General features: G+C 74.6%; 13 protein-coding genes. 4 read left to right on the top strand and 9 right to left on the bottom strand.

Annotated elements, in window-relative coordinates:
• Positions 1-22: 22 nt before the first annotated feature.
• The 3 genes from ACFUJ1_RS31785 to ACFUJ1_RS31775 form a co-directional block, all read right to left on the bottom strand.
• Positions 23-373 (bottom strand): hypothetical protein, encoded by a 351-nt coding sequence (locus tag ACFUJ1_RS31785; RefSeq protein WP_378651004.1) that lies wholly within the window; start codon positions 371-373, stop codon positions 23-25.
• Between the two features lie 7 nt (positions 374-380).
• Positions 381-971, bottom strand: coding sequence for an HdeD family acid-resistance protein (locus ACFUJ1_RS31780; RefSeq protein ID WP_378651003.1), 591 nt, complete (start codon positions 969-971; stop codon positions 381-383).
• Positions 972-1,079: 108 nt separating this feature from the next.
• Positions 1,080-1,376 (bottom strand): ArsR/SmtB family transcription factor, encoded by a 297-nt coding sequence (locus tag ACFUJ1_RS31775; RefSeq protein ID WP_378651009.1) that lies wholly within the window; start codon positions 1,374-1,376, stop codon positions 1,080-1,082.
• A 207-nt stretch (positions 1,377-1,583) separates the two neighbouring features.
• On the opposite strand from ACFUJ1_RS31775, the gene ACFUJ1_RS31770 reads away from it, so the two are divergent.
• Positions 1,584-2,222 carry a M23 family metallopeptidase gene (locus tag ACFUJ1_RS31770; protein WP_378651002.1) on the top strand — a complete coding sequence of 213 codons (639 nt, stop codon included), beginning with the start codon at positions 1,584-1,586 and terminating at the stop codon, positions 2,220-2,222.
• Between the two features lie 76 nt (positions 2,223-2,298).
• Positions 2,299-3,300 carry a hypothetical protein gene (locus ACFUJ1_RS31765; protein ID WP_378651001.1) on the top strand — a complete coding sequence of 334 codons (1,002 nt, stop codon included), beginning with the start codon at positions 2,299-2,301 and terminating at the stop codon, positions 3,298-3,300.
• Here the strand turns inward: ACFUJ1_RS31765 and ACFUJ1_RS31760 are convergent.
• Complete coding sequence (locus ACFUJ1_RS31760; protein ID WP_378651000.1) at positions 3,251-3,571, bottom strand: hypothetical protein; 321 nt, start codon at positions 3,569-3,571, stop codon at positions 3,251-3,253. The genes ACFUJ1_RS31765 and ACFUJ1_RS31760 overlap by 50 nt on opposite strands.
• Before the next feature lie 210 nt (positions 3,572-3,781).
• Here ACFUJ1_RS31760 and ACFUJ1_RS31755 point away from each other — a divergent pair, with 210 nt between their 5' ends.
• Positions 3,782-4,117 (top strand): RNA polymerase-binding protein RbpA, encoded by a 336-nt coding sequence (locus ACFUJ1_RS31755; RefSeq protein ID WP_067659014.1) that lies wholly within the window; start codon positions 3,782-3,784, stop codon positions 4,115-4,117.
• A gap of 69 nt (positions 4,118-4,186) precedes the next feature.
• Positions 4,187-4,612, top strand: coding sequence for a hypothetical protein (locus tag ACFUJ1_RS31750; protein ID WP_378650999.1), 426 nt, complete (start codon positions 4,187-4,189; stop codon positions 4,610-4,612).
• Here ACFUJ1_RS31750 and ACFUJ1_RS31745 read toward each other — a convergent pair.
• The 5 genes from ACFUJ1_RS31745 to ACFUJ1_RS31725 form a co-directional block, all read right to left on the bottom strand.
• Positions 4,609-5,391 (bottom strand): ABC transporter permease, encoded by a 783-nt coding sequence (locus ACFUJ1_RS31745; protein ID WP_233020888.1) that lies wholly within the window; start codon positions 5,389-5,391, stop codon positions 4,609-4,611. The genes ACFUJ1_RS31750 and ACFUJ1_RS31745 overlap by 4 nt on opposite strands.
• A gap of 92 nt (positions 5,392-5,483) precedes the next feature.
• A complete protein-coding gene (locus ACFUJ1_RS31740) occupies positions 5,484-6,479 on the bottom strand; it encodes an ATP-binding cassette domain-containing protein (protein ID WP_378650998.1) in 996 nt (331 codons plus the stop codon).
• Positions 6,476-20,059 carry an amino acid adenylation domain-containing protein gene (locus ACFUJ1_RS31735; protein ID WP_378650997.1) on the bottom strand — a complete coding sequence of 4,528 codons (13,584 nt, stop codon included), beginning with the start codon at positions 20,057-20,059 and terminating at the stop codon, positions 6,476-6,478. Before ACFUJ1_RS31735 ends, ACFUJ1_RS31740 begins: the two co-directional genes overlap by 4 nt.
• A 371-nt stretch (positions 20,060-20,430) precedes the next feature.
• Positions 20,431-21,957 (bottom strand): apolipoprotein N-acyltransferase, encoded by a 1,527-nt coding sequence (gene lnt / locus ACFUJ1_RS31730; RefSeq protein ID WP_378651008.1) that lies wholly within the window; start codon positions 21,955-21,957, stop codon positions 20,431-20,433.
• 163 nt (positions 21,958-22,120) lie between these two features.
• Positions 22,121-23,719, bottom strand: a complete 1,599-nt coding sequence (locus ACFUJ1_RS31725; protein ID WP_378650996.1) for an amidohydrolase — start codon at positions 23,717-23,719, stop codon at positions 22,121-22,123.
• Positions 23,720-23,756: the final 37 nt, after the last annotated feature.

The raw sequence follows: 23,756 nt of genomic DNA, 5'->3' as shown, positions 1-23,756 counted from the left end.
CAGGGCGGGAGCGGCGTCCGGCTCAGGTCCAGAGCGTGGCGACGACGACGTTCACGACGGCGAGGCCGCCCGCGGCGTCGGAGAGCCTGCCGACGGGCCTGCCCCGCGCGGCGTCGCCGTGGCCGGCCTCGGCGAACCCGGCGACCGCGACGGCGATCGCCAGCTTCACCCCGGTCTTGGCCAGGTTCGGGTCCTTGCCGAGCGAGTCGATCGACTCGGCGAGCCCGACCAGGGCGATCCCGGAGATCAGCTGGGCGCGGGCGCCCCAGAGCATGACCGCGCCGACCTCGGGACGGCGCGCCACCCAGCCGCCGACCACAGCGGCCATCCCGAGCAGGTGCGCCACGACGAGCACGCTGTAGACGACATGCACGTATCTACTACAGAGCGTCGTGCAGCGCGCCGCTCCGCTCGCTGTCGCGCTTGACGCCGAAGGCGGTCGCGATCTCCATGATGCCGATCACCACCAGCCAGATGCCTGCCACCCAGGCGAGCGTCGCCACCGAGCTGACCGGCCAGACCACGAGCACCACGCCGGCGATCGCGGTGACCACGCCGAAGAAGCCCTGGACGCCGCGGCCGGGCAGGTTCGGCTCGGAGATGGCTGCCATGACCGCGCCGATCCCGCGGAACAGCCAGCCGATGCCGATGAAGATGCCGAGCAGGAGCAGCGAGGCGATCTCGTCGCGGAAGCAGAAGATGCCGAGCACGATCGAGAGCACGCCGCTGATGAAGGCGAGTACCCGCAGCCCGGTGCTCGCGGGCGCCCCGAAGGCCGCGAGCAGCTGGAGTACCCCGCTGACCACCAGGTAGATGCCGAAGAGCACCCCGGCGACGGCGAGGGTGGCGCGCGGCCAGACCAGGATGAGCACACCGAGGATCACCGAGAGGATTCCGGTGACGAGGATCGTTTGCCAGGCGGCGCGCGCGAGAGCTCGGACCGGGCCGCCGACCGCTTCCGTTGTCGTCATGGCGTGATGTTATGCCCGTTGTCGCAGGCGATCGCGCTGATTTGCCCGGAGTTTCCCGTTCCGTGATCCCGCGACCAGGCCGGCGCGTACCGCCGGGTCGGCCGAGCGTCAGGGCTCGCTGCTCCACGCCTCGTCGATGGCGGCCGCGTAGGCGGCGAGCGCGCTCGGCCAGTACCGCTCCACGTAGTCCCTGACATCGGCGAGGCCGCGCGGATCGAGGTGGTAGAGGCGGCGGTTGCCGTCCGGCCGCATCCGCACCAGCCTGGCCTCGCGCAGCACGCGCAGGTGCTGGGAGACCGCCGAGCTGGTGACGCCGACCCGCTCGGCCAGCTCGCCGACCGAGCGCGGCGCGGCGGGCAGCGCTTCGAAGATGGCCCGCCTGGTCGGGTCGGCGAGCGCGACCATGGCGCGCACTCCATTAGTCGGCACTAATCCAGTGTGCGCGCCCGCGACCGGTTCCGTCAACCGGAACGGGCTCGCCGAATGCCGTGACGAGCGGGAGCGCTGTGGCCGACCAAGATCGGGTGCAGGTTTTCTACCTGCGATTTCACCGGCGGTGAAGGTAGCCACAGAATTGCGGCTCCGGGTTTGCGCTGTCGTACGTTCGACGCCATGCCCGTAACCTCCTCGTTACCCACGCGCCGCACCGTGACCCGGGCGGCCGTCGCCACCGCCGCCGTGAGCGCCGCGCTCGCCACGCTCGCGGTGGCCGGACACGATCCGGCCCCCGCCACCGCCGCCCGCCCCGCGCTCGCCGCCGCGGTGACCCCGTGGGAGGCGCAGCGGCCGCAGACCGTGCCCGCCGCCGTTGTCGAGGAGCAGCACCGCTTCGCCGTCGAGGCGGCCCGGCCGCGCACCGTCCGCCCGGTGGCGGGCAGCCTCACCTCGCTCTTCGGTACGCGCTGGGGCGCGCTGCACGCCGGGCTCGACTTCGGCGATCCGATCGGCGCGCCGATCGCGGCGGTCACCGACGGCACCGTGCTGGAGGCGGGGCCTGCCGCGGGCTTCGGGCTGTGGGTCCGGGTGCAGCAGGACGACGGGACCGTCGGCGTCTACGGCCACGTGCAGGACATCCTGGCCGCCGTCGGGCAGCAGGTGCGGGCGGGCGACGTCATCGCCACCGTCGGCAACCGCGGCTTCTCCACCGGCCCGCACCTGCACTACGAGGTGCACGCCGGGGACGGCGCCAAGCTGGATCCGCTGCCCTGGCTGGCCGCGCGCGGCGTGGACGCGCACCGCCCCGCGGGCTGACCCCTACCGGGGTACGACACCGGGATCACCCGCGAGCGGGAGGTCGCCGAGCGTCCCGCGTTCCTACCGTCGACGCATGACGCAGCTCGACGAAAGATCCGCGCTCCCGGTCGAATCGGGGCCGCGGCGCCCGCACCGGCCGCTGCTCGTCGCCTGCGGGCTGATGGCCGCGCTGCTGCTCTGGTCGCTGGCCGGGCTGGTACTCGACGACCGGTTGATCGCCGGCGAGCCCGCCTGGGCCAAGCCGGCGAAGTTCGCCGCGGCCTTCGTCCTCTATACCGCCACGCTGGCCTGGCTGCTGAGCCTGCCGCACCGCGGCTCCCGGGTGACCAGGTGGATGGGCACGATCTTCGCGGTGACCACCGTGGTGGACGTCGGATTCGTCGTGGTGCAGGCCGCGCGCGGGACGTTCAGCCACTTCAACACCGAATCCGACGCGGTGAACACCGTCGGGCAGTTGATCTTCGCCTCCGGCGTGCCCGGGCTGTTCGCGGCGAACCTGGTGATCGCGGTGGTCGTGCTGTGGCAGCGGGTGGCCGATCGGCCGGTCACGCTGGCGATCAGGGCGGGGCTGGTGCTTGCCGTGGCCGGGATGGCGCTCGGCTACCTCATGGGGTTCACCGGCGCGCGGACGGCGGAGACCGCGAGCGGCGGCGCCGTCGAGCTGGTCGGCAGCCACACCGTCGGCGACCGCGGCGTGCGCGACGACCCGGCCGGGCTGCCGGTGACGCACTGGAGCACGACCGGCGGCGACCTGCGGGTGCCGCACTTCGTCGGGCTGCACGGCATCCAGGTGCTGCTGCTCGCGGCCGTCGCACTCGGGTTCGCCGCGCGCCGCTGCCCCGCGCTGCGCGCCGAGCGCACCCGCGCCCGGCTGGTGGGGGTGCTCGCGGCCGGCTGGACCGGGCTGCTCGCGCTGACGCTGTGGCAGGCGCTGCGCGGGGTGCCGCCCGCCGCGCCCGACGCCCCGGTGCTGCTCGCGGGCGCGGCGCTGCTCGCCGGTACGGCGCTCGGGGTGGCGCTCGTGCTCAGCGCAGCCGCTCGGCGTCGCGGGCCAGCGACACGAGTTTCGCACTGAGCGCGGCCAATTCGACCGCGCCCGCGCCCTCGTCGACCGCGATCGCGACGTCCTCGGCGGCGCAGCGGGCGGCGAACCAGCGATCCGCGAGGGCCGCCGCCTCCTGGGCGCTGAGCACGACGGAGTCGGACGGGATGCCGGTGCCCTTGAGGCTGTTCCGGTGTTCGTAGGCGCGCTGACGGCACGACTGACGGCAGTACCGGCGCCTGCGTCCGGCCTCCGACTCGACGATCTCCCGCCCGCACCACAGGCAGGACAGCAAGCGGCGCATGGGGCAGAACACTAGCCGTACGGCGGCCCCGGCGAGAACTCCCGGCCGCGGCGCGTGCCACGGGCACCGGCCGGGCCCGGCACACCTGGCGAGGCACTATCATGGAGGGGTTAGCCGGTTGCCCCGGGAACACCGGCTCGTCACCGAGCGTTGTACCGTGCGGCACCGGCCACGTTCGACACGACTGGGACTCGACAGGGAGAGGCACACATGGCAGATCGCGTACTCCGGGGCAGCAGGCTCGGAGCGGTGAGTTACGAGACCGATCGCGACCACGACCTGGCGCCGCGCCGGATTGCCCGCTACCGGACCGACAACAACGAGGAATTCGACGTCCCGTTCGCCGACGACGCCGAGATCCCGCCCACCTGGCTGTGCCGCAACGGCCAGGAGGGGGTGCTCCTCGAGGGCACCGCGCAGGAGGCCAAGAAGGTCAAGCCGCCGCGCACGCACTGGGACATGCTGCTGGAGCGGCGCTCCAAGGACGAGCTCGAGGAGCTGCTCAAGGAGCGGCTGGAGCTGCTGAAGACGCGCCGCCGGGGCTGACCGGCACCACGACGAAGGCCCCCACCCGTGACGGGTGGGGGCCTTCGTCGTCCCCTAGGCTCGGCGATCGTGAGCGTGTACAATGAGCGGCTCCAGCAGCTGGGGCTGCGGGCGGCGGAGCTGCTGGAGAATGCCGACGAACTCGACGAGCCGCGGCGTGACCTGGCCTACCTCACCGTGCTGGCGGCGCACTTCGACTACCAGGTGAAGAACGGCGGCTTCGCGCAGCTGATCCACAACGTGGGCAGCGAGCGGCTGGAGCAGGTGGACGACATGCTGCGCGCGGTGGACGCGCCGGTCGCTCTCTCCTTCTACTTGCGCGCCGTCACCCGCTGCAGCGAGCTGATGGACGACTACCACCGGCTGTTCGACGACTTCACCGCGCCGACGCAGCTCGCGGTCGAGCTGACCGGGATCAGCGTCGACTACCTGCGCGGCGAGGTCGGCTTCGATGCCGAGATCGCGCCGTTCCTCGAGGTCGCGGAGGCGCTCTAGCGGCTCGCGACCTTGCGGTAGCGCAGCAGCGCCAGCGGCATGGCGACCGCGAGGATGGCGAGCGAGCAGCCGATGGAGTAGAGCACCGCGTTGTCGGCGACCCAGCCGGTGGCCGGAATGAAGGTCGGCGGCGAGCTGTTGCCGAAGAGCTGCCGCCCCGCCGTGGACACGGCGGTGATCGGGTTCCACTCGGCGATGTTCTTCAGCGGGCCGGGCAGCGTCTCGCCGGAGATGAACGCCGAGGAGATGAAGGTCAGCGGGAAGAGCCAGATCAGCCCGGCACTCTGCGCCACCTCGACGGTCGGCGAGAGCAGCCCGGTGAGCGCGCCGACCCAGGACATGGCGAAGGCGAAGAGCAGGATCACGCCGAAGGCGAGCAGCGCGTCGCCGATCGAGCCGTTGATCCGCCAGCCGACGATCAGCCCGCAGACCACCATGACGAACAGGCTCAGCACGTTCACGACGAGGTCGGAGAGGGTGCGGCCCATGAGCACCGCGAGCCGGGACATGGGCAGCGCCCGCATCCGGTCGATGATGCCCTTCTGCAGGTCGCCCGCGAGCCCGACGGTGGTGAAGGCGGCGTTGAAGGCGACGGTCTGGGTGAAGATGCCCGCCAGCAGGAACTCGCGGTACTGGTCGCCGCCGAGCGAGGCACCGAAGATGTAGGCGAAGACGAAGACGAACATGAGCGGCTGGATGGTCGCGGTCACCAGCAGCGTCGGCACCCGCAGGATGGTGAGCAGGTTGCGGTAGGCGACGATCGCGCTGTCCCGGAAGATCCGGCCGCGGGGTTCGGGCTCGGCGGTCTGCGTGGACGCCTGCTCCGGGCGGGCGTGCCTGCCCCGCTTCTCCAGGACCTGGGCACTGCTGGTCACGACAGGATCTCCTCGGGAACATCGTCGGTTTCGGGCGCGGGGGCGGCGTCCGCGGCGGGTGCGGTGCCGGTCAGGGAGAGGAAGACGTCGTCCAGGCTGGGGCGGTTGACCTCGGCGTCGACCACGCAGACGCCGGCGTCGTCGAGCCTGCGCAGCGCCTCGACCATGGTGCGCGAGCCCTCCCCCACCACGATCGACACCTGGTCGGTGCCGGATTCGTGGTTCGGCTCGCCGAGCCCGATCTGCGCGAGCACGGACTTGGCCAGCGCGGTGGCCTGGCCCGCGGCCAGCGTGACGGTGAGCCGGTCGCCGCCGATGGAGGTCTTGAGCTCGTCGGCGGAGCCGCGCGCGATCACCCGGCCGCGGTCGATCACGGTGATCCGGTCGGCCAGCTGGTCGGCCTCCTCCAGGTACTGGGTGGTGAGCAGCACGGTGGTGCCGTCGTCGACCAGGTCGCCGATCACCTGCCACATGTCGAGCCTGCCGCGCGGGTCGAGACCGGTGGTCGGCTCGTCGAGCACCACCACCGGCGGCCGCGCGACCAGCGCCCCCGCCAGGTCGAGGCGGCGGGCCATGCCGCCGGAGTAGGTGCCAGCCCGGCGCGCGGCGGCGTGCTCCAGGCCGAAGGCGCCGAGCAGCTCCTCGGCGCGCGCGGTGGCGCGCTTGCCGGACATGCCGTAGAGCCTGGCCACCATGCGCAGGTTCTCGAAGCCGGTGAGGTTGGCGTCGACCGCGGCGTACTGGCCGGAGAGCCCGATCAGCCTGCGCGCCCCGGCGGGGTCGCCGAGCACGTCCACCCCGGCCACCCGCACGGTGCCCGCGGAGGGGCGGAGCAGGGTGGTGACGATCCGGACGGTGGTGGTCTTGCCCGCGCCGTTGGGGCCGAGCAGCCCCATCACGGTGCCGGCCGGGATCTCCAGATCGATCCCGTCGAGCACGCGGATCTTGCCGTAGCTCATGCTCAGGTCGCTGACTTCGACGGCGAGGCTCACCTGCGCACCTCTGCTCGGGCACTCATCGTTTCTCCTGTCCCCCCGCCGCCGCCGAGCCGGGACCGCAGTACCGGGCCGATCACGGCGAGCGCTTCGGGTGTGGTCATGTCCGCGTGCCTGCACGGCAGCGCGTGATCGTGGATGGCACCGGTCGCGTACGGCCGCCAGGCCGCCGCGGACCGGTTCGGGTCGGCGCGGTTGATCTCGTCCTCGGCGGCGGTGAAGAAGAGCAGGTCACCGTCGAAGACCCGCGGCCGGAAACCGTGCGCCAGCACGGTTCCCGCGCGGTACCCCTCGTACAGCCGTTCCAGGTGCGCACCGGTGAGCGCCGCGAACGGCCCGTTCTCCTCGCGCAGCAGCGCGGCGGCCCCGGCCAGGTCGAGCTCCGGGTCCAGGTCGTCGGCGGCGATGCCGCCGAACTCGGCGACGATCTCCGCCACGCTCGGCATGGCGAGCTCGAGCAGGTCGTCGGAGAGCCGGTAGCTGTCCAGCAGCCCGAGCAGCGCGACCTCGTCGCCCTGCTGTTGCAGCCTGGTCGCGACGGCGTGCGCGATGAGCCCGCCGAGCGACCAGCCGAGCAGGTGGTAGGGGCCGTGCGGCTGCACCGAGCGGATGTGCTCGATGTAGCGGTTCGCGGCCTCGGAGATGCTGCCGAACGGCTCGTCGCCGGTGACGTGCGGCGCCTGCAGCCCGTACACCGGCCGGTCGGTGTCCAGGTGCGCGAGCAGCCCGGAGTAGCACCAGGAGAGCCCGATCGCGGGGTGCACGCAGAACAGCGGGGCGGCGTCGCCGGTGGTCCGGATCGGCAGCACCGGGGCCAGCGGGTCGATGCTCGCGCCGCCGGAGAGGCTCGCCGCGATCGCCGCCGGGGTTGCCGCGCCGAACATCTGCTGCACCGCCACCTCGATCCCGGCCTCGCGGAGCAGCCCGACCACCCGGGTGGCGAGCAGCGAGTTGCCGCCGAGCTCGAAGAAGCCGTCGTCGGCGCCGACCCGCTGAATGCCGAGCACCTCGGCGAAGGCGGCGGCGATCGCCGTCTCCAGCGGGCCGAGCGGCGCCCGGTAGCCGTGCGCGCCGGCGAAGACCGGTTCCGGCAGCCTGGCCCGGTCCAGCTTGCCGACGGGGGTCAGCGGCAGCTCGTCGAGCAGCATGATCGCCTGCGGCACCATGTAGTTCGGCACCCTGGCCGCCACGTGCGCGGTGAGCCGGGCCGCGGTCGGCGCGGTGCCCGCGCGCGGCTTGACGTAGGAGACCAGCGCGGTGGCGCCCGCCTCGGTTCGGTGCCCGATGGTGAGCGAGTACTCGACCTCGCCCTGGCTCGCCAGCGCGGCGTCGATCTCGCCGAGCTCGATCCGGAAGCCGCGGATCTTGACCTGGTGGTCGGAGCGGCCGACGTACTCGATCTCCCTGGCCGAGCGGCGGCCGGGCAGCTCGGGGGCCCCGGTGTCGCGCCAGCGCACCAGGTCGCCGGTGCGGTACATGCGCTCGCCGGGCTTGCCGTACGGGTTGGCGACGAAGCGCTGCGCGGTGAGGCCGGGGCGGTTCAGGTAGCCGCGGGCCAGCGCGGTGCCCGCCAGCTGCAGCTCGCCGGTGACACCGACCGGGGCCGGGTGCAGCCGCGCGTCGAGGACGGTGGCCGCGACGCCGCGGATCGGGCCGCCGATGGTGATCGGCGCGCCCGGCGCCATCGGCGGCGAGATCACGGTGACGATGGTGGTCTCGGTCGGGCCGTAGACGTTGTAGAGGTTGCGCCCCGGCGCCCAGCGGTTCACCAGGTCCGGCGGCAGCGCCTCGCCGCCGACCAGGATGTGCGCCAGGTCGACCACCCCGCCGGGGTCGACGGTGCCGAGCGCGGCGGTGGTGATGAAGGCGTGCGTGATGCGCTCGCCGACGAACACCTCGCGCAGCCCGTCGCCGCCGACCACCTCCGGCGGCGATATGACGAGGGTGGCGCCGCCGCCGAGCGCGAAGAGCAGGTCGAGCATGGCGGCGTCGAAGCTCGGGGTGGCGAAGTGCAGCACCCGGGAGCCGGGCCGGACGTCGAAGCGCTCGGCCAGCTCGGCGGCGAAGTTGGAGAGTCCGCCGTGCGTGACCACGACGCCCTTCGGGGTGCCGGTGGAGCCCGAGGTGTAGATGACGTAGGCCGGGTTCTCCAGCCGCAGCGGCGCCGGCCGCTCGGCCTCGGCCAGCGGGCTGTCCTCCGAGGCCAGCACCCCGGCCCTGGTGTCCGGGTCGTCGAGCACCAGCCAGTCGACGGTGTTCGGCAGGGTGTCGCGGTGCGCGGCCAGGGTCAGGCCGAGCGCGACGCCGGAGTCGGCGAGCATGTGCGCGATCCGGGCGGCCGGGTAGCGCGGGTCCACCGGGACGAAGGCGGCGCCGGTCTTGACCACGGCGAGCACCGTCGCCACCGACTCCACCGAGCGCGCGATGCCGAGCGCGACCAGCGTCTCCGGGCCGACCCCGCGGCGGATGAGCAGCCGGGCCAGCCTGCTGCTCCAGCGGTCGAGCGCCTCGTAGGTGACGTCGGTGCCGTCCGCGCGCAGCGCGATGGCGTCCGGCTCGGCGGCGACCGCGGTGGCGAAGACCTCGGGGAAGGTGAGCGGGCGGTCGGGCTCGGCGCCGTGCACCGGGGCCAGCCCGGACCACTCCGCCGGGTGCAGCAGATCCAGGTCGCCGACGGCGCTCGCCGGGTTGGCGGCGACCGCGGTGAGCAGCCGGACCAGCCGCTCGCCGAGGCCGAGCGCGCTGTTGTGGTCGAACAGGTCGGCGGCGTAGTTGACGCCGACGGTGATGCCGTCGGGGTCGGCGCCGCCGTGCTCGGTGAGGGTGAACTGCAGGTCGAACTTGGCGATGCCCGCGTCCAGGTCGAGCGGCTCGATCTGCAGCCCGGGCAGCTCCAGCGGGCCGACCGGCTCGGTGCGCACCGAGAGCATGACCTGGAAGAGCGGGTGGTGCGAGCGCGAGCGGGCCGGGTTGAGCACCTCGACCAGCCGCTCGAACGGCAGGTCGGCGTGGTCGAAGGCGTCCAGGTCGGTCTCCCTGACCCGGGCGAGCAGGTCGTCGAAGCGCAGCCCTGGCTCGACCGCGGTGCGCAGCACGAGGGTGTTGACGAACATGCCGATCAGCCCGTCCAGCTCGCGGTCGCCGCGGCCGGCGTGCGGGGTGCCGACGGCGACGTCGCCGGTGCCGGACATCCGGTGCAGCAGCACCGCGAGCGCGGCGTGCAGCAGCATGAACATGCTGACGTTGCCGCGGTCGGCGATCCGCTTCAGCTCGCGGTGGGTGAAGGCGTCGACGGTGACCTCGGCGGTGCCGCCGCGGTGGCTCGGCACCGGCGGGCGCGGCCGGTCGGCCGGCAGCGCGAGCAGTTCGGGCAGCTCGGCCAGGGTCTCCCGCCAGTACCCGAGCTGGCGGTGCGCGGGCGCGGCCGGGTCGTCCTCGGCGCCGAGCGCGTCGCGCTGCCACAGCGTGTAGTCGGCGTACTGCAGCGGCAGCGGCTCCCACTCCGGCGCGATGTCGAGCCGGGCCGCCCGGTAGGCGATCGCGATGTCGGCGGCGAGCGGGCCGAGCGACCAGCCGTCCACCGCGATGTGGTGCACGACGACGGCGAGCGCGTAGTCGTCGATCGGCCCGCCGGAGGCGACGTGCAGCAGCGCGGCCCGCACCGGGACCTCGGTGGCGAGGTCGAAACCCGGTGCGGTGAACCGGGAGATCGACTCGACGACCTCGGACGGCCGCACCGAGTCGAAGGCGACCGGGACCGTGGTCGTGGCGGCGTCGAGGATGCGCTGCACCGGCTCGCCCTCGTGCTCGGGGAAGACCGTGCGCAGCGTCTCGTGCCGCTCCTGCACCGTGACCAGCGCGGAGGCGAGCGCCTCCAGGTCGAGGGTGCCGCGCAGCCGGAGCACCAGCGGGACGTTGTAGGCGCCGCGCGAGCCGCTCTCCTCGAACCGGTCGAGGAACCAGAGCCTGCGCTGGGCGGCGGAGAGCGGGATGTGCGCCGGGCGCCGCACCGCGACCGGGCGGGACACCCGGGTGGCGGGCTCGGCGCGGTCGATGCGGGCGGCGAGCGCGGCGACCGTCGGCTCGGCGAAGACCGCGCGCACCTCCAGCCGCACCCCGGTCTGCTCGGCCAGCCGGGCGACCAGCCTGGTGGCGAGCAGCGAGTTGCCGCCGATGTCGAAGAAGCCGTCGTCGGCCTGCACCGTCCGCACTCCGAGCAGCTCGGCCATGGTGGCGGCGACCACCCGCTCGGACGAGGTCTCGGCGGCACGGCCGCTGCCGGTGCCCGGCAGGGGCTGCGGCTCGGGCAGCCGCGCGATGTCGAGCTTGCCGACCGGGGTCAGCGGGATCTCGTCGAGCACGGTGAGCGCGGAGGGGACCATGTGCGTCGGCAGGATGCGGGCGACGTGGGCGCGCAGCGACTCCACGTCCACGCCCGCGGCCGGGTCGGCCGGGTGCACGAAGGCGGCGATCCGGTCGGCGCCCGCGATCCGGCGCACCTCGGTGTGCGCGAACCGCACCGATGGATGCGCGCTGAGCGCGCCGGTGATCTCGCCGAGCTCGATCCGGAAGCCGCGCATCTTGACCTGGTGGTCGCTGCGGCCCAGGTAGCGCAGCGCGCCGTCGGCGGTCCAGCGCACCACGTCGCCGGTGCGGTAGAGCCGCGCGCCCGGCTCGGTCGGGTCGGCGACGAAGCGCGCCGCGGTGAGGCCGTGCCGGTCGAGATAGCCGCGGGCGACGCCGTAGCCGCCCAGGTACAGCTCGCCGGGGACGCCGACCGGCACCGGGCGCAGCCGGTCGTCGAGGACCAGCGCGCGGGCTCCGCGGACCGGGGTGCCGATGTCGATCGGGCCGCCGACGGTGAGCGGCCGCGAGATGGTCGCCACCACGGTGGTCTCGGTCGGGCCGTACACGTCGAACATGCGCCTGCCCGGAGCCCAGCGGGCGACCAGCTCGGCGCCGACCGCCTCGCCGCCGACCAGGAGCGAGCGCAGCTCCGGCAGCGGCCAGCGCTCGTGGTCGACGGTGGCCAGCGCGGCCGGGGTGAGGAACAGGTGGGTGACCCGCTCCGCCGCGAGCAGCGCGCCGAGCTCGTCGCCACCGAAGACGTCGGTCGGGCAGAGCACCATGGCCGCGCCCGCGTTGATGGTGAGCAGCAGGTCGAGCATGGCGGCGTCGAAGCTGGGGGTGGAGAAGTGCAGCGTGCGCGAGTCCGGGGTGACCTCGGCGCGCGCGCCGAACTCCGCCGCCAGCCCGGCCAGGCCGGTGTGCGTGACCGCGACGCCCTTGGGGGTGCCGGTCGAGCCCGACGTGTAGATGACGTAGGCGAGGTCGTCCGGGCGGGCCGGGCGGGCCCGCTCGGCGGCGGCGAGCGGGCGGGCGGAGTGGGCGGCGAGCTCGGCCTCGAGCTCCGGGTCGTCGAGCAGCAGCCAGCTCGTGCCGCCGTCGTCCGCGGCGGCCAGTGCGGCCGCGTGCGCGGAGCGGGTGAGCCCGACCCGGCAGCCGGAGTCGGCGAGCATGTGCCGCAGCCGGTCCGCCGGGTAGGCGGGGTCGAGCGGCACGTAGGCCGCGCCCGCGGTGACGACGGCGAGCGCGGCCGCCACCGAGTCGATCGAGCGGGTGAGCCCGAGCGCGACCCGGTCGCCCGCGCCGATGCCGCGGGCGCGCAGCATGCGGGCCAGCCGGTTCACCCGCTCGGCGAGCTCGAAGTAGTCGAGGACGTTGCCCGCGGACCGCACCGCGATCCGGTGCGGGTGCTCGTACGCGGTGCGCTCGAAGTACTCGGCCAGGGTGACCGGGGCCGCGGCCGGGCCGCCGCGCGCGGGGCTCAGCGCGGCCCGCTCCCAGTCGGTGCGCAGGTCGATCCGGTGCACCGGGCGCTCCGGGTCGGCGGCGACCGCGGCGAGCACGGTGAGCAGCCGGTGCCCGACCGTCTCGACCGTGCCTGCGTCGAAGAGCTCGGCGGCGTAGACGAGTTCGAGCTCGTCGCCGAGCCCGGCCGGGGCGCGCAGCTCCAGGTCGAACTTGGCGCGGGCGATGTCGAGCGCCCGCGCGGTGACGGTGAGGCCGGGCAGCGCGAGGTCGGGGTGCGGCTCGTCCTGCACGGTCAGCGCGACCTGGAAGAGCGGGTGTCGCCCGGTGCCGCGCACCTCGGCGCCGAGCTCGGCGACCAGGAGGTCGAAGGGCAGGTCGGCGTGCTCCATCGCGGCCAGCTCGGAGTCGAGGTCGGCGGCGAGCAGCGCGGTGAAGGCGGCGTCCGGGTCGACGTCGGAGCGCAGCACGACGGTGTTCACGAACATGCCGACCAGGTCGTGCAGCTCCGGCGCGGAGCGGCCGGCGACCGGGGTGCCGATCACGACGTCGCGGCCGCCGGTGAGGCCGCGCAGCAGCACCGCCAGCGCCGAGCGCAGCACCATGAACGGGCTGACGCCGCGGTCCCGTGCCAGCCGCTCCAGCGCGGCGCGCAGCCCGGCGGGGAGCGGAATCCGCACCGTGCCCGCGCGCTGGGTCGGCTCGGCCGGGCGCGGCCGGTCGTAGGGCAGCGGCAGCTCGTCCGGCAGGTCGGCCAGCGCGGCGCGCCAGTGCGCGAGCTGGGCGGCGGCCGGGGACGCCGGGTCGCCGGTGGCGCCGAAGCGCGCGCGCTGCCACAGCCCGAAGTCGGCGTACTGCACCGGAAGCGGTGCCCGGTCCGGCGCGGTCCCGGCCGCGCGGGCCAGGTAGGCGGCGCCGAGATCGCGGGTGAGCGGGGCGAGCGAGGCGCCGTCGGCGGCGATGTGGTGCAGCACGACGGCGAGCACGTGCTCGTCCGGTGCGGTGCGGACCAGCGCGACCCGCAGCGGCGGCTCGGTGGCGAGGTCGAAGCCGCGCTGCGCGAGCGCGGTCAGCGCCTGGGTGGCGTGCTCGGCGTCGACCGCGTTCGCAGGCACCGGCAGCGCGGGGGTGGCCGCGACCGTCGGCAGGATGCGCTGCACCGGGCCGTGCTCGTCCTCCGGGAAGACGGTGCGCAGCACCTCGTGCCGCTCCACCAGGTCACCGAGCGCGGAGCGCAGCGCGGCGACGTCGAGCTCGCCGGTGATGCGCAGCTCCACCGCGATGTTGTAGGCGCTGTTCGCCGGGTCGAGCCGGTTCAGGAACCAGAGCCGCTGCTGCGGCAGGGCGAGCGGGATCCGCTCCGGGCGCGGGCCCGCGGTCACCCGGACCCGCTCGCTGCGCGGCGAGACCGCGAGCGCGGCGGCGATGTCGGCGACGGTCGGCGCCTCGAAGATCGCCCGCACCGGCAGCTCGACCCCGAACTCGTCGTGCAGCGCGGCGACCAGCCTGGTGGCGAGCAGCGAGGTGCCGCCGATCTCGAAGAAGCCGTCCTCGGCGCCGGTGACCGGCTGCCCGAGCACCTCGCCGAAGAGCGCGGCGACCCGGCGCTCGGTCTCGGTGCGCGGGGCGCGGGAGCCTGCGGCGGCGTCGAAGACCGGGTTCGGCAGCGCGCGCCGGTCGAGTTTGCCCGCGCCGGTGACCGGCATCCGGTCCAGGACGAGCAGCGAGGCGGGCACCATGTAGCCGGGCAGCCTGCCGCGCACGCCGGAGAGCACGTCGGCGGGGGTGAGGTGCGCGGCGCCGGTGACGTAGGCGGCGAGCCTGGTGTGCCCGGCGGAGTCGGTGTGCGGAACGGTGACCGCGGCGGTGACGCCGGGCTGGGCGCGCAGCGCGTGGTCGATCTCGCTGAGCTCGACCCGGAAGCCGCGGATCTTGATCTGGTCGTCGGCGCGGCCGAGGAAGCGCAGCGCGCCGGTGCGGTCGGCGACCACGAGGTCGCCGGTGCGGTACATCCGCTCGCCGCGGCGGCCGTACGGGTTGGCCGGGAAGCGGGCCGCGGTGAGGCCGTGCCTGCCCAGGTAGCCGCGGGCGACGCCGGGGCCGGTGAGGTAGAGCTCGCCGGGGGTGCCGGGCGGCACCGGGCGGAGCCTGCCGTCCAGCACGAAGAGCCGCATGCCGCGCACCGGCGCGCCGAGCGGCACCGGCGCGCCGGGCACCATCGGCGCCGAGGCGGTGGCGGCGACGGTGGCCTCGGACGGGCCATACATGTTGTGCATGCGGTAGCGCGCGCCCCAGGTGCGCACCAGGTCGGCGGAGACCGCCTCGCCGCCGACGATCACGGTGCCGAGCTCGGTGAAGGGCTCGGCGGCGGGCACGGTGGCGAGCGCGGCCGGGGTGACGAAGGCGTGCGTGACCCGCTCGTCGCGCAGCAGCCTGGCCAGCTCGGCGCCGCCGTAGACGTCGTCGGGGGCGATCGCGATGGTGGCGCCCGCGGCGAAGCCGAGCAGCAGCTCCAGCACCGAGGCGTCGAAGCTGGGCGAGGAGAAGTGCAGCGTGCGGGAGCGGTCGGTGACGCCGAAGAGGTAGCGCTGCTCGGCGGCGAGCGAGGCGATCCCGGCGTGCGTCACCACGACGGCCTTGGGCTTGCCGGTGGAGCCGGAGGTGTAGATGAGGTAGGCGGGGTGCGCGCCGCGCAGCGGGCGCTCCCGCTCGGCGTCGGTGAGCGGGAGCGGGGAGGAGGCGGCGCAGGCGCGGTCCAGCTCCGCGGAGTCGAGGACCAGCCATTCCATCTCGGCCCTGTGGTGCCTGCCCTGCACCGCGAGCATGCGGCGCGGCAGCCCGTCGACGCTGCGCGCGACGGTCAGCCCGAGCGCGGCCGCGGAGTCGGTGAGCATGTGCTCGATCCGGTCGCTCGGGTAGCGCGGGTCGACCGGGACGTAGGCGGCGCCGGTCTTGGCCACCGCCCAGATCGCGACGATCGCCTCCGGGCTGCGCGGGATCGCGACCGCGACCACCATCTCCGGGCCCGCGCCGTGGCCGGCCAGCACCCGGGCCAGCCGGTTGGCCCTCGCCTCCAGCTCGCCGTAGCTCAGGCCGGTGCCCCGGTAGCGCAGCGCGATCGATTCCGGGGCGCGCTCGGCGACCGCGCCGAACAGCCCGGCGAGGGTGACCGTCGGCTCGGCCGGGCCGCCGGCCAGCGGCAGGAAGCGGCCGGTCTCCCTGAGGTCGAGCAGGTCGATGTCGCCGACCGGGCGGGCCGGGTCGGCCACCGCCGCGGTCAGCACGGCGACGAAGCGGCGGGCCACCGCCGCGACCGTCGCGTGGTCGAAAACGTCGGCGGCGTAGCCGAATTCGCCGGTGAGCGGGGCGTTCTCGCCGCCGTCGTGCACCTCCAGCCTGAGGTCGAACTTGGCCACGTCGGCGTCGAGGTCGATGCGCTCGGTACGCACGCCGGGCAGCTGGACGGTGAGCTCGGGGCCGTTGTCGTAGGCCAGCATCACCTGGAACAGCGGGTGCCGCGCGGTGCTGCGCTCCGGGTTGACCAGCTCGACCAGCCGCTCGAACGGGACGTCGGCATTGGCGAAGGCGTTGAGGTCGGTGTCGCGGGCGTGGTCGAGCACCCGGTCGAAGCCTGCCGCCGGGTCGACCGCCGTGCGCAGGACAAGGGTGTTGACGAACATGCCGACCAGCTCGTCCAGCTGCGGGTCGGAGCGGCCCGCGATCGGGGTGCCGACGGCGATGTCGCGGGTGGCGCAGATCCGGGCGAGCAGGGTGGCGAGCGCCGCGTGCAGCACCATGAACATGCTGACGCCGCGCTCGGCCGCGAGTGCCGCCGCGGCGGCGCGGGTCTCGGTGCGGACGGTGAACGGCACCCGGCCGCCCTCGGTGCCGCGGCGCCGGGGGCGCGGGCGGTCGAGCGGGAGGTCGAGCTGGTCCGGCAGCCCGTCCAGCGCGCCGCGCCAGTGGGTGAGCTGCCTGCTCAGCGCGCTGCCGGAGTCGGATTCGTCGCCGAGCAGGGCGCGCTGCCAGAGCGCGAAGTCGGCGTACTGCACCGGCAGCGGGGTCCAGGCGGGCGCCCGGCCCGCGGCCCGCGCGGAGACCGCGACGGTGAGATCGCGGGTCAGCGGCGCCAGCGACCAGCCGTCGCCGCAGATGTGGTGCAGCACCGCGACGAAGATGTGCGTGTCCGGCCCGGTGCGCCACAGCGCGACCCGGATCGGGGCCTGCTCGCGCAGGTCGAAGCCGTAGCCGGTGAACTCCGCGACCAGCGCGGGCACCTGCGCGGCCGGGGCGGGCACCGGGTCGAGGGTCAGCGGGATGTCGGCGGCGGGGTGCACCCGCTGGGCCGGGCCCGCCGGGGTCTCCGGGAAGGTGGTGCGCAGGCTCTCGTGCCGTTCCAGCACGTCGCGCAGGCCGGCGCGCAGCGCGGTGACGTCGAGCGGGCCGTCGATCCGGAGCGCGAGCGGCATGTTGTAGGCGGCGGCCTGCTCGTCGATCCGGTTCAGGATCCACAGCCGCTGCTGGGCCGGGGAGAGCGGCACGTACTCCGGGCGCGGGCCGGCGGCGAGCACCGGCGCGGTCCGCTCGTCGGCGTGCTCGCCGCAGCGCTCGGCCAGCGCGGCGACGGTGTCGGCCTCGAACAGGTCGCGGATGGTGAGCACGGTGCCGAGCAGCGCGTTGATCCTGGCGATGGCGCGGGCGGCGACGAGCGAGTTGCCGCCGAGCGCGAAGAAGCTCTCGGTGACCGCGATGTCGTCCAGCTCGAGCAGCTCGGCGATGATCTTCGCCACCGCGCGCTCGACCTCGGTGCGCGGCCGGGTGCCGCCCGCGGGGCGCTCCGGGGCGGCGGGCGCCGGCAGTGCCTTGCGGTCGATCTTGCCGTTGGCGCTGAGCGGCAGCTCGTCCAGCTCGACCAGCTGCGCGGGCACCATGTAGCCGGGCAGCACGGCGCTCACCCCGGCCAGCACGGCATCCCGATCCAGTGGACGAGCCGCGCCCGGCGCGGCCACCACGTAGCCGACCAGCTCGGCGCCGACCCGCCCCGAGTGCGCCACGCAGACCGCGCGCGCCACCCGCTCGTCGGCCAGCAGCGCGGCCTCGATCTCGCCCAGCTCGATCCGCTGGCCGCGGATCTTCACCTGGAAGTCGCTGCGGCCCAGGTACTCCAGCGCGCCGTCGGCGCGCCAGCGGGCCAGGTCGCCGGTGCGGTAGAGCCGCTGCCCCGCGGTGAACGGGTCGGCCACGAAGCGGTCGGCGGTCAGCTGCGGGCGGCCGAGGTAGCCGCGGGCCAGCTGCACGCCGGCCAGGTACAGCTCCCCCGAGACACCGGGCGGCACCGGCCGCAGCCGCGCGTCGAGCACGTAGGTGCGGGTGTTCCAGACCGGCGAGCCGATCGGCACGCTCGCCGGGTTCGGCGGGCAGGTCCAGGCGGTGACGTCCACCGCGGCCTCGGTCGGGCCGTAGAGGTTGTGCAGCCGCACCCGCGGCAGCGCCGCCTGGAAGGCGCGCACGGTGGCGGCGGGCAGCGCCTCGCCGCTGCAGAACACCCGGCGCAGCCCGGCACAGCCGCGCACGTCGGTGTCGGTGACGAAGACCGAGAGCATGGACGGGACGAAGTGCGCCGTGGTGACCGACCGCTCGGCGATCGTCCTGGCCAGGTAGTCCGGGTCGCGGTGGCCGTCCGGCGCGGCGATCACCAGCCGCGCCCCCACCTGCAGCGGCCAGAAGAACTCCCAGACCGAGACATCGAAGGTGGCCGGGGTCTTCTGCAGCACCGCGTCGGTGTGGTCCATCGGGTACTCGTGCTGCATCCAGCGCAGCCGGTTGACGATGGCCGCGTGCGTCACCGTGACGCCCTTGGGGCGGCCGGTCGAGCCGGAGGTGAAGAGCAGGTACGCCGGGTTCTCCGGGCGCAGCGGCGACCGGCGGTCCCGGTCGGTGACCGGCGCGGGGGACTCGGCGGAGAGGTCGATGGTGTCCAGCGCGAGGCGGGCGACCCCGGCGGGCAGCGGCACCTCGTCGCGCTCGGTGGTGAGCACCGCGACCGGCTCGGCCTGCTCCAGGATGCCGGCCAGCCGCTCGGCCGGGTGGTCCGGGTCGAGCGGCAGGTACGCCGCGCCCGCCTTCATCGCCGCGTACATGCCGACGACCAGCTCCACGCTGCGCCGGATCGCCAGCGCGACGACGCGCTCCGGGCCTGCGCCGCGCGCGATCAGGAAGCGGGCCAGCCGGTTCGCCCTGCGATCCAGCTCGGCGTAGCTGAGCAGCTCGTCGCCGAACTCCAGCGCGGGCGCCGCGGGGCTGCCCGCCACGGCGCCGTCGAAGAGCTCGGCGAGCGTGCCGGGCCGCAGCGGCATCGCGGTGTCGTTCCAGCCGCACAGCACCCGGTGCCGTTCGTCGGCGGTGAGCGCGGAGAGCGCGTCCGCGCCGGTCTCCGGGCGCGCGGCGAGGAAGCGGCCCAGGAAGTCGCGGAAGCGCGTGTGCTGGGCGGTGACCTCGGCGGCCCGGTAGCGCGCCGGGTTCGCCTCGAAGTCCAGGTGGATCTCGCCGTCGATGCCGTTGTAGACATTGATCGACAGATCCTCGACCGGCCCGGTGGCCAGCACGTGCATGGAGCCGAGCATGTCGCCGAGGCGCAGCTCGTTCTTGAACAGCATGATGTTGACCATCGGCCCGAAGAAGCCGCGCGACGCCCGCGAGTAGCCGCCGTCCCTGCGGATGTCGTCGTGCCGGTACAGCTGGTGCCGCAGCGCCGCGGTGACCTGCAGCTCGGTCGCCCTCACGACGTCGGCGAGCGTGGTCAGCGGCGTGAACTCGATGCGCAGCGGCACCACGTTCGACACCACACCTGCGGAGCGGCGCAGCGCCATCGTGGTGCGGCCGGAGACCGGGAGGCTCAGCAGCACGTCGGCCCTGCCGGTGACGGCGTGCGCGTAGCAGGCGGCGGCCGCGACGAAGAGCACGGCGGTCTTGGCGTCGTGCGCGGTGCCCGCCGCGGCCAGCGCGGCGGCGGCGGCCTCGTCGAGCACGGCGGTGGTCAGGTGCCTGCCCGGTGCGTCCGGCACCTCGGTGAGCGGGCTGCCGTCCAGGCTCACCGGCTCGCCCGTGCCCGCCAGCTGCGCGCGCCAGTGCTCGCGGTCGGCGAGGAAGCGCGCGGAATCGCGGTAGCGGGACTGGTTCTCGTAGATCTCGGCCAGCGGCGCGGCGCGCGAGACGGTGGGCTCGGTGCCGTCGGTCGCGGCGGTGTAGATCTCGGCCGCCCTGGTCAGCACGTTCATCGCGCCGTAGCCGTCGACCAGGATGTGGTGCGCGCGGACGTACCAGAGGTGGTGGGCATCGCCGATCCGCAGCACGGCGTTGGTGGAGAGCGGATCCCGCTCGATATCCACCGGCGCGGCGGCGTGCTCGGTCATCCAGCGGAAGGCGGCGGCGCGCGGGTCGGGCTCGCCGCGCAGGTCGAGCCGGAGCCACTCCGGCCCCACCTCGGGGTCGACGACCTGGTACGGGACGCCGTCCTCCTCGATCAGCCGGACCCGGCCGACCTCGGCCTCCGCGCCGCACCGCTCGATGGCGTAGTGCAGCCTGCCGAGGTCGAGTTCCCCGCGGAGCTCGACGTACTGCGCGATGATCAGCGGCACGTCCGGGCGCAGTCGCTGCGCGTAGTAGAGCGCGCTCTGCGCGGGCGAGAGGGGGAACGGCTCGACGTCGTCCCGGGAATCACAGGGGGATGCACATTGGTCGACCCGCTCGGTGGCCAATGAACTCATCAATCACTCCGTTCTGCCGCACATATCGCATCTCCCCGAGCAGACCTTCAGCGGATGCATCGAGACGGTCCCCGAGGCCGCCTCGCCCGCCCTTTGATTCGGTGCATCACATCCGGCGGATTGCCGACCGGATGAATGCGTCGCACTACCGAGTCATCCGAACTGTCGTCGGAGTGCTCAGCAATGTTTCCGCAAACGCCGAATAGGTGCAGCTTTTTATCGTAAAAAGACCTGCGGTTCAGAATTCGGGGCACAAGACGGCCGTACTACCGCTAATAGCGGGTGAACCGGTTTGCTGGAAGTGTCCTGGCCCCCCGGAAAGCGCTGCGGCTCCCCAAGCTATACCTAAGGTGCCGCCTATGTGTGGCTCGTCACACCGGCTTGGAAACGGCGCTTCCCCGGCGGCGGAGCACCGCGGCGGCGGCCAGGCCGAGCCCGCACAGCGCGACGGCCAGGTACTCCGGGGCCGGGCCGAGCCGGGTGGCGAGGGTGCGGTCGGTGCGCAGCGGGAGCCGGGCGGTGAGCGCGGCGGGGACGAAGAGCTCGCTCTGCTCGGTCACCGCGCCGTCGGCGGCGACGATCGCGCTCACGCCGGAGGTCGCGGCCACCACGAGGGCGCGGCCGTGCTCCACCGCGCGCACCCGGGACATGGCCAGCTGCTGATAGGTCATCTCGCTGTCGCCGAAGGTGGCGTTGTTGGTCGGCACGGTCAGCAGCTGCGCGCCCGCGGCGATGGAATCGCGGAAAGCGCGGTCGAAGGCGACCTCGTAGCAGGTCGCGACGCCGATCGGGATGCCAGCCGCGTGCACGGTGCCGGTGCCGTCGCCGGGCACGAAGTAGCCGGCGCGGTCGGCGTAATCGGAGAAGAGGCGGAAGAAGCCGCGCAGCGGCAGGTACTCGCCGAACGGCTGGATGATCTTCTTGTCGTGCCGCTCCGCCGGGCCGGTGGCCGGATCCCAGACGATCACCGAGTTGGTGGTGGTCTTCCGGTCGGCGTTGATCAGCACCGCGCCGACCAGGATCGGGGCGCCGACCGCGCGGGCGGCCGCGGTGATCGCGGCGGCGGCGTCGGGGTTGCGCAGCGGGTCGATGTCGGAGGCGTTCTCCGGCCAGATCACCACGTCCGGTTTCGGGGCGCGGCCCGCGGCGATGTCGGCGGCGAGCTGTTCCGTGCGGCGCACGTGGTTGTCCAGGACGGCGCGACGCTGGGAGTTGAAGTCGAGGCCGAGGCGGGGGACGCTGCCCTGCACCGCGGCGACGGTGATCGTGCGGTCGCCCGCCTCCGGGGCGGGGAGGGTCGCGCGCAGGGCGAGGCCGGCGAGCGGGAGGAGTATCACCGCGGCAGCCGCTGCCACGAGCGCGGGTCGTCCCGCAGCGGCGCGGGGGCGGCGGGCGAGCGCTGTGGTGAGGTAGGCGAGGCAGGTCCCGGTGAGTGCTACGGCGAAGCCGATGAGGGGGGCGCCGCCGATGGCGGCCAGCGGCAGGTACCAGCCGTCGGCCTGGCCGAAGGCGAGCCGGCCCCAGGGGAAGCCGCCGAACGGGAAGCTGGAGCGGGCCCACTCGCAGGCCGTCCAGGCCAGCGCGATCCAGAGCGGGCGCACCGGGAGCGGCGCCGTCCAGTACGTCAGCGCGCCGAACAGCGCGAGGAAGGCGGCGCACGCGGTCGAGAGCGCGAGCCAGGGCACCGGGCCGACGTAGATGCCGGTCCACGGCAGCAGCGGGAGGAAGAAGCCGAACCCGGCCAGCAGCCCGTACCCCGCCGCCCCGCGCGCGGTCCGCGCCCGCACGAGCACCAGGGTCAGCAGTGCGATGCCGAGCGGGGCGAGGAACCACAGGGGGCGCGGGGGAAAGGAGCCGAACAGGAGGAGCCCGGCGAGCAGCGCCGCGGCGGCGCGCAGCCAGAAGGCGCCGCTGGAAAGACGGAGCCGGCGCCCGGCCGCGGCGGCACCGGGACCGGCACCGGCACCCGACTGTCCATTGCCTGGCTGCCCGCCCCGCGCCGAGCCGGCGGACACAGGCGTCTCCATCCCGGCCGGATCATCCCGCGGGGCAGTGGTTTCCTCAGGCTTCATGGATCGTCACGCCCCGGTGCACCGTGCGCAGGCAGCGCGGGAGGCGCGCGGCTGGGTCTAGCGGCGGCAACCCGGGGACCCGGGAGCGGGGATCGGTGGACCAGCGCTGCACCGAATCGGCGGCGGCCGCCACCACGAGCTCGTCGGCTTCCCAGACGGCGTAGGAGGCGGGCGCGCCGGGGACCAGCGTGCCCGCGACCCCGTCGCGCACCCCGCCCGCCCGCCAGGCCCCGCGGGTGGCGGCGGCGAAGGCGGCGCGCGGCGAGAGCCCGTGCCCCGGCGTCCGGTGGTGCACGGCGTCCCGCACCGCCGCCCACGGGTCGAGCGGCGTGACCGGCGCGTCCGAGCCGATGGCGAGCGCGACCCCGGCCGCGGCCATGGCGGCGAAGGGGTTCAGCGCCGCGGCGCGCTCGGCGCCGAGCCGGGTGGCGTACATGCCGTCCGGCCCGCCCCAGGCGGCGTCGAAGCCCGGCTGCACGCTGGCGATCACGCCCCAGCTCGCGAGCGCGGCGATCTGCTCCGGCGAGATCATCTCGGCGTGCTCGACGCGGTGCCCGCGGGCGGCGACGGCCGGCGCCCCGAGCTCGGCGGCGACCAGCCCGATGCCGTCGACCACCGCGTCCATCCCGGCATCGCCGATCACGTGGAACCCGGCCTGCACCCCGGCCAGCGTGCAGGCCCGCACGTGCGCGGTGACCCCGGCGGCGTCCAGGTACCCGACCCCGTGCCCGCCCGCGTCGGCGTACGGCGCGCGCAGCAGCGCGGTGCGCGACCCGAGCGAGCCGTCCACGAAGAGGTCGCCGCCGAGCGCGTGCACCCCGAGCTCGGCGACCAGCGCGCGCGCCTCGTCCTGGTCGTGCACCGCCTCGCCCCAATAGGCCCGCACCGAGACGCCGTGCGAGAAGGCGAGCAGCTCGGCGAGGTCGGTGCGGCCCGCGATCTCCGGCCCGCCGCACTCGTGCACCTCGGCGACCCCGTGCGCGGCGGCGGAGTCCAGCGCCGCGGTGCGGGCCCGGTCGCGCAGCGCGCGGTCGGCGCGCTCCAGCGCGGCGGTGCGGACCAGGTGGTGCGCCGCGGCCCGGAGCGGCTCGCCCCTGGTGAAGCCCGCGGCGTCGCGCACCCCCGGCACGCCGTCGAGCAGCGCGGTGGAGACGGCGGCGGAGTGCACGTCCACCCGGGAGAGGTAGACGAGCCTGCCCGGCCCGGCGGCGGCGTCGAGCTCGTCGGTGCTCGGCGGGCGCTGCTCCGGCCAGCCGGTGTCGTCCCAGCCGTCGCCTAGCAGCACCCCGGACGGGTGCGCGGCGGCGAAGGCGGTGAGCAGCTCCAGGCAGTGCGCCAGCGAGCGGGCCGCGGACAGGTCGAGCCCGATCAGCTTGAGCCCGAGCGCGGTGACGTGCACGTGCGGGTCGACGAAGGCGGGTGCGACGAAGGCGCCGTCCACATCGATGATCTCCGCGCCCGGGTGCAGCGCCCGCCCCGGCCGCTCCGCGCCGAGCCACACCACGGTGCCGTCGGTGACCGCCATCGCGGCGGCATCGGGCGAACTCGCGCTGTAGAACCGACCGCCGACGAGCAACTGCGTAGCCACGGAGCACAAGTCTGCCGTACCCGGTGGCGCCGGGCCG

Source organism: Nocardia sp. NPDC057227 (assembly GCF_042669725.1).
GTDB lineage: Bacteria > Actinomycetota > Actinomycetes > Mycobacteriales > Mycobacteriaceae > Nocardia > Nocardia asteroides_A.
This window is presented reverse-complemented; position numbering and strand designations above follow the sequence as displayed.

What these genes read in the sequence shown, in the direction of transcription:
- ACFUJ1_RS31780 (WP_378651003.1), bottom strand. Translation starts at nt 971, where the DNA reads ATGACGACAACGGAAGCGGTCGGCGGCCCGGTCCGAGCTCTCGCGCGC.
- ACFUJ1_RS31775 (WP_378651009.1), bottom strand. Translation starts at nt 1,376, where the DNA reads ATGGTCGCGCTCGCCGACCCGACCAGGCGGGCCATCTTCGAAGCGCTG.
- ACFUJ1_RS31770 (WP_378651002.1), top strand. Translation starts at nt 1,584, where the DNA reads ATGCCCGTAACCTCCTCGTTACCCACGCGCCGCACCGTGACCCGGGCG.
- ACFUJ1_RS31765 (WP_378651001.1), top strand. Translation starts at nt 2,299, where the DNA reads ATGACGCAGCTCGACGAAAGATCCGCGCTCCCGGTCGAATCGGGGCCG.
- ACFUJ1_RS31760 (WP_378651000.1), bottom strand. Translation starts at nt 3,571, where the DNA reads ATGCGCCGCTTGCTGTCCTGCCTGTGGTGCGGGCGGGAGATCGTCGAG.
- ACFUJ1_RS31755 (WP_067659014.1), top strand. Translation starts at nt 3,782, where the DNA reads ATGGCAGATCGCGTACTCCGGGGCAGCAGGCTCGGAGCGGTGAGTTAC.
- ACFUJ1_RS31735 (WP_378650997.1), bottom strand. Translation starts at nt 20,059, where the DNA reads ATGAGTTCATTGGCCACCGAGCGGGTCGACCAATGTGCATCCCCCTGT.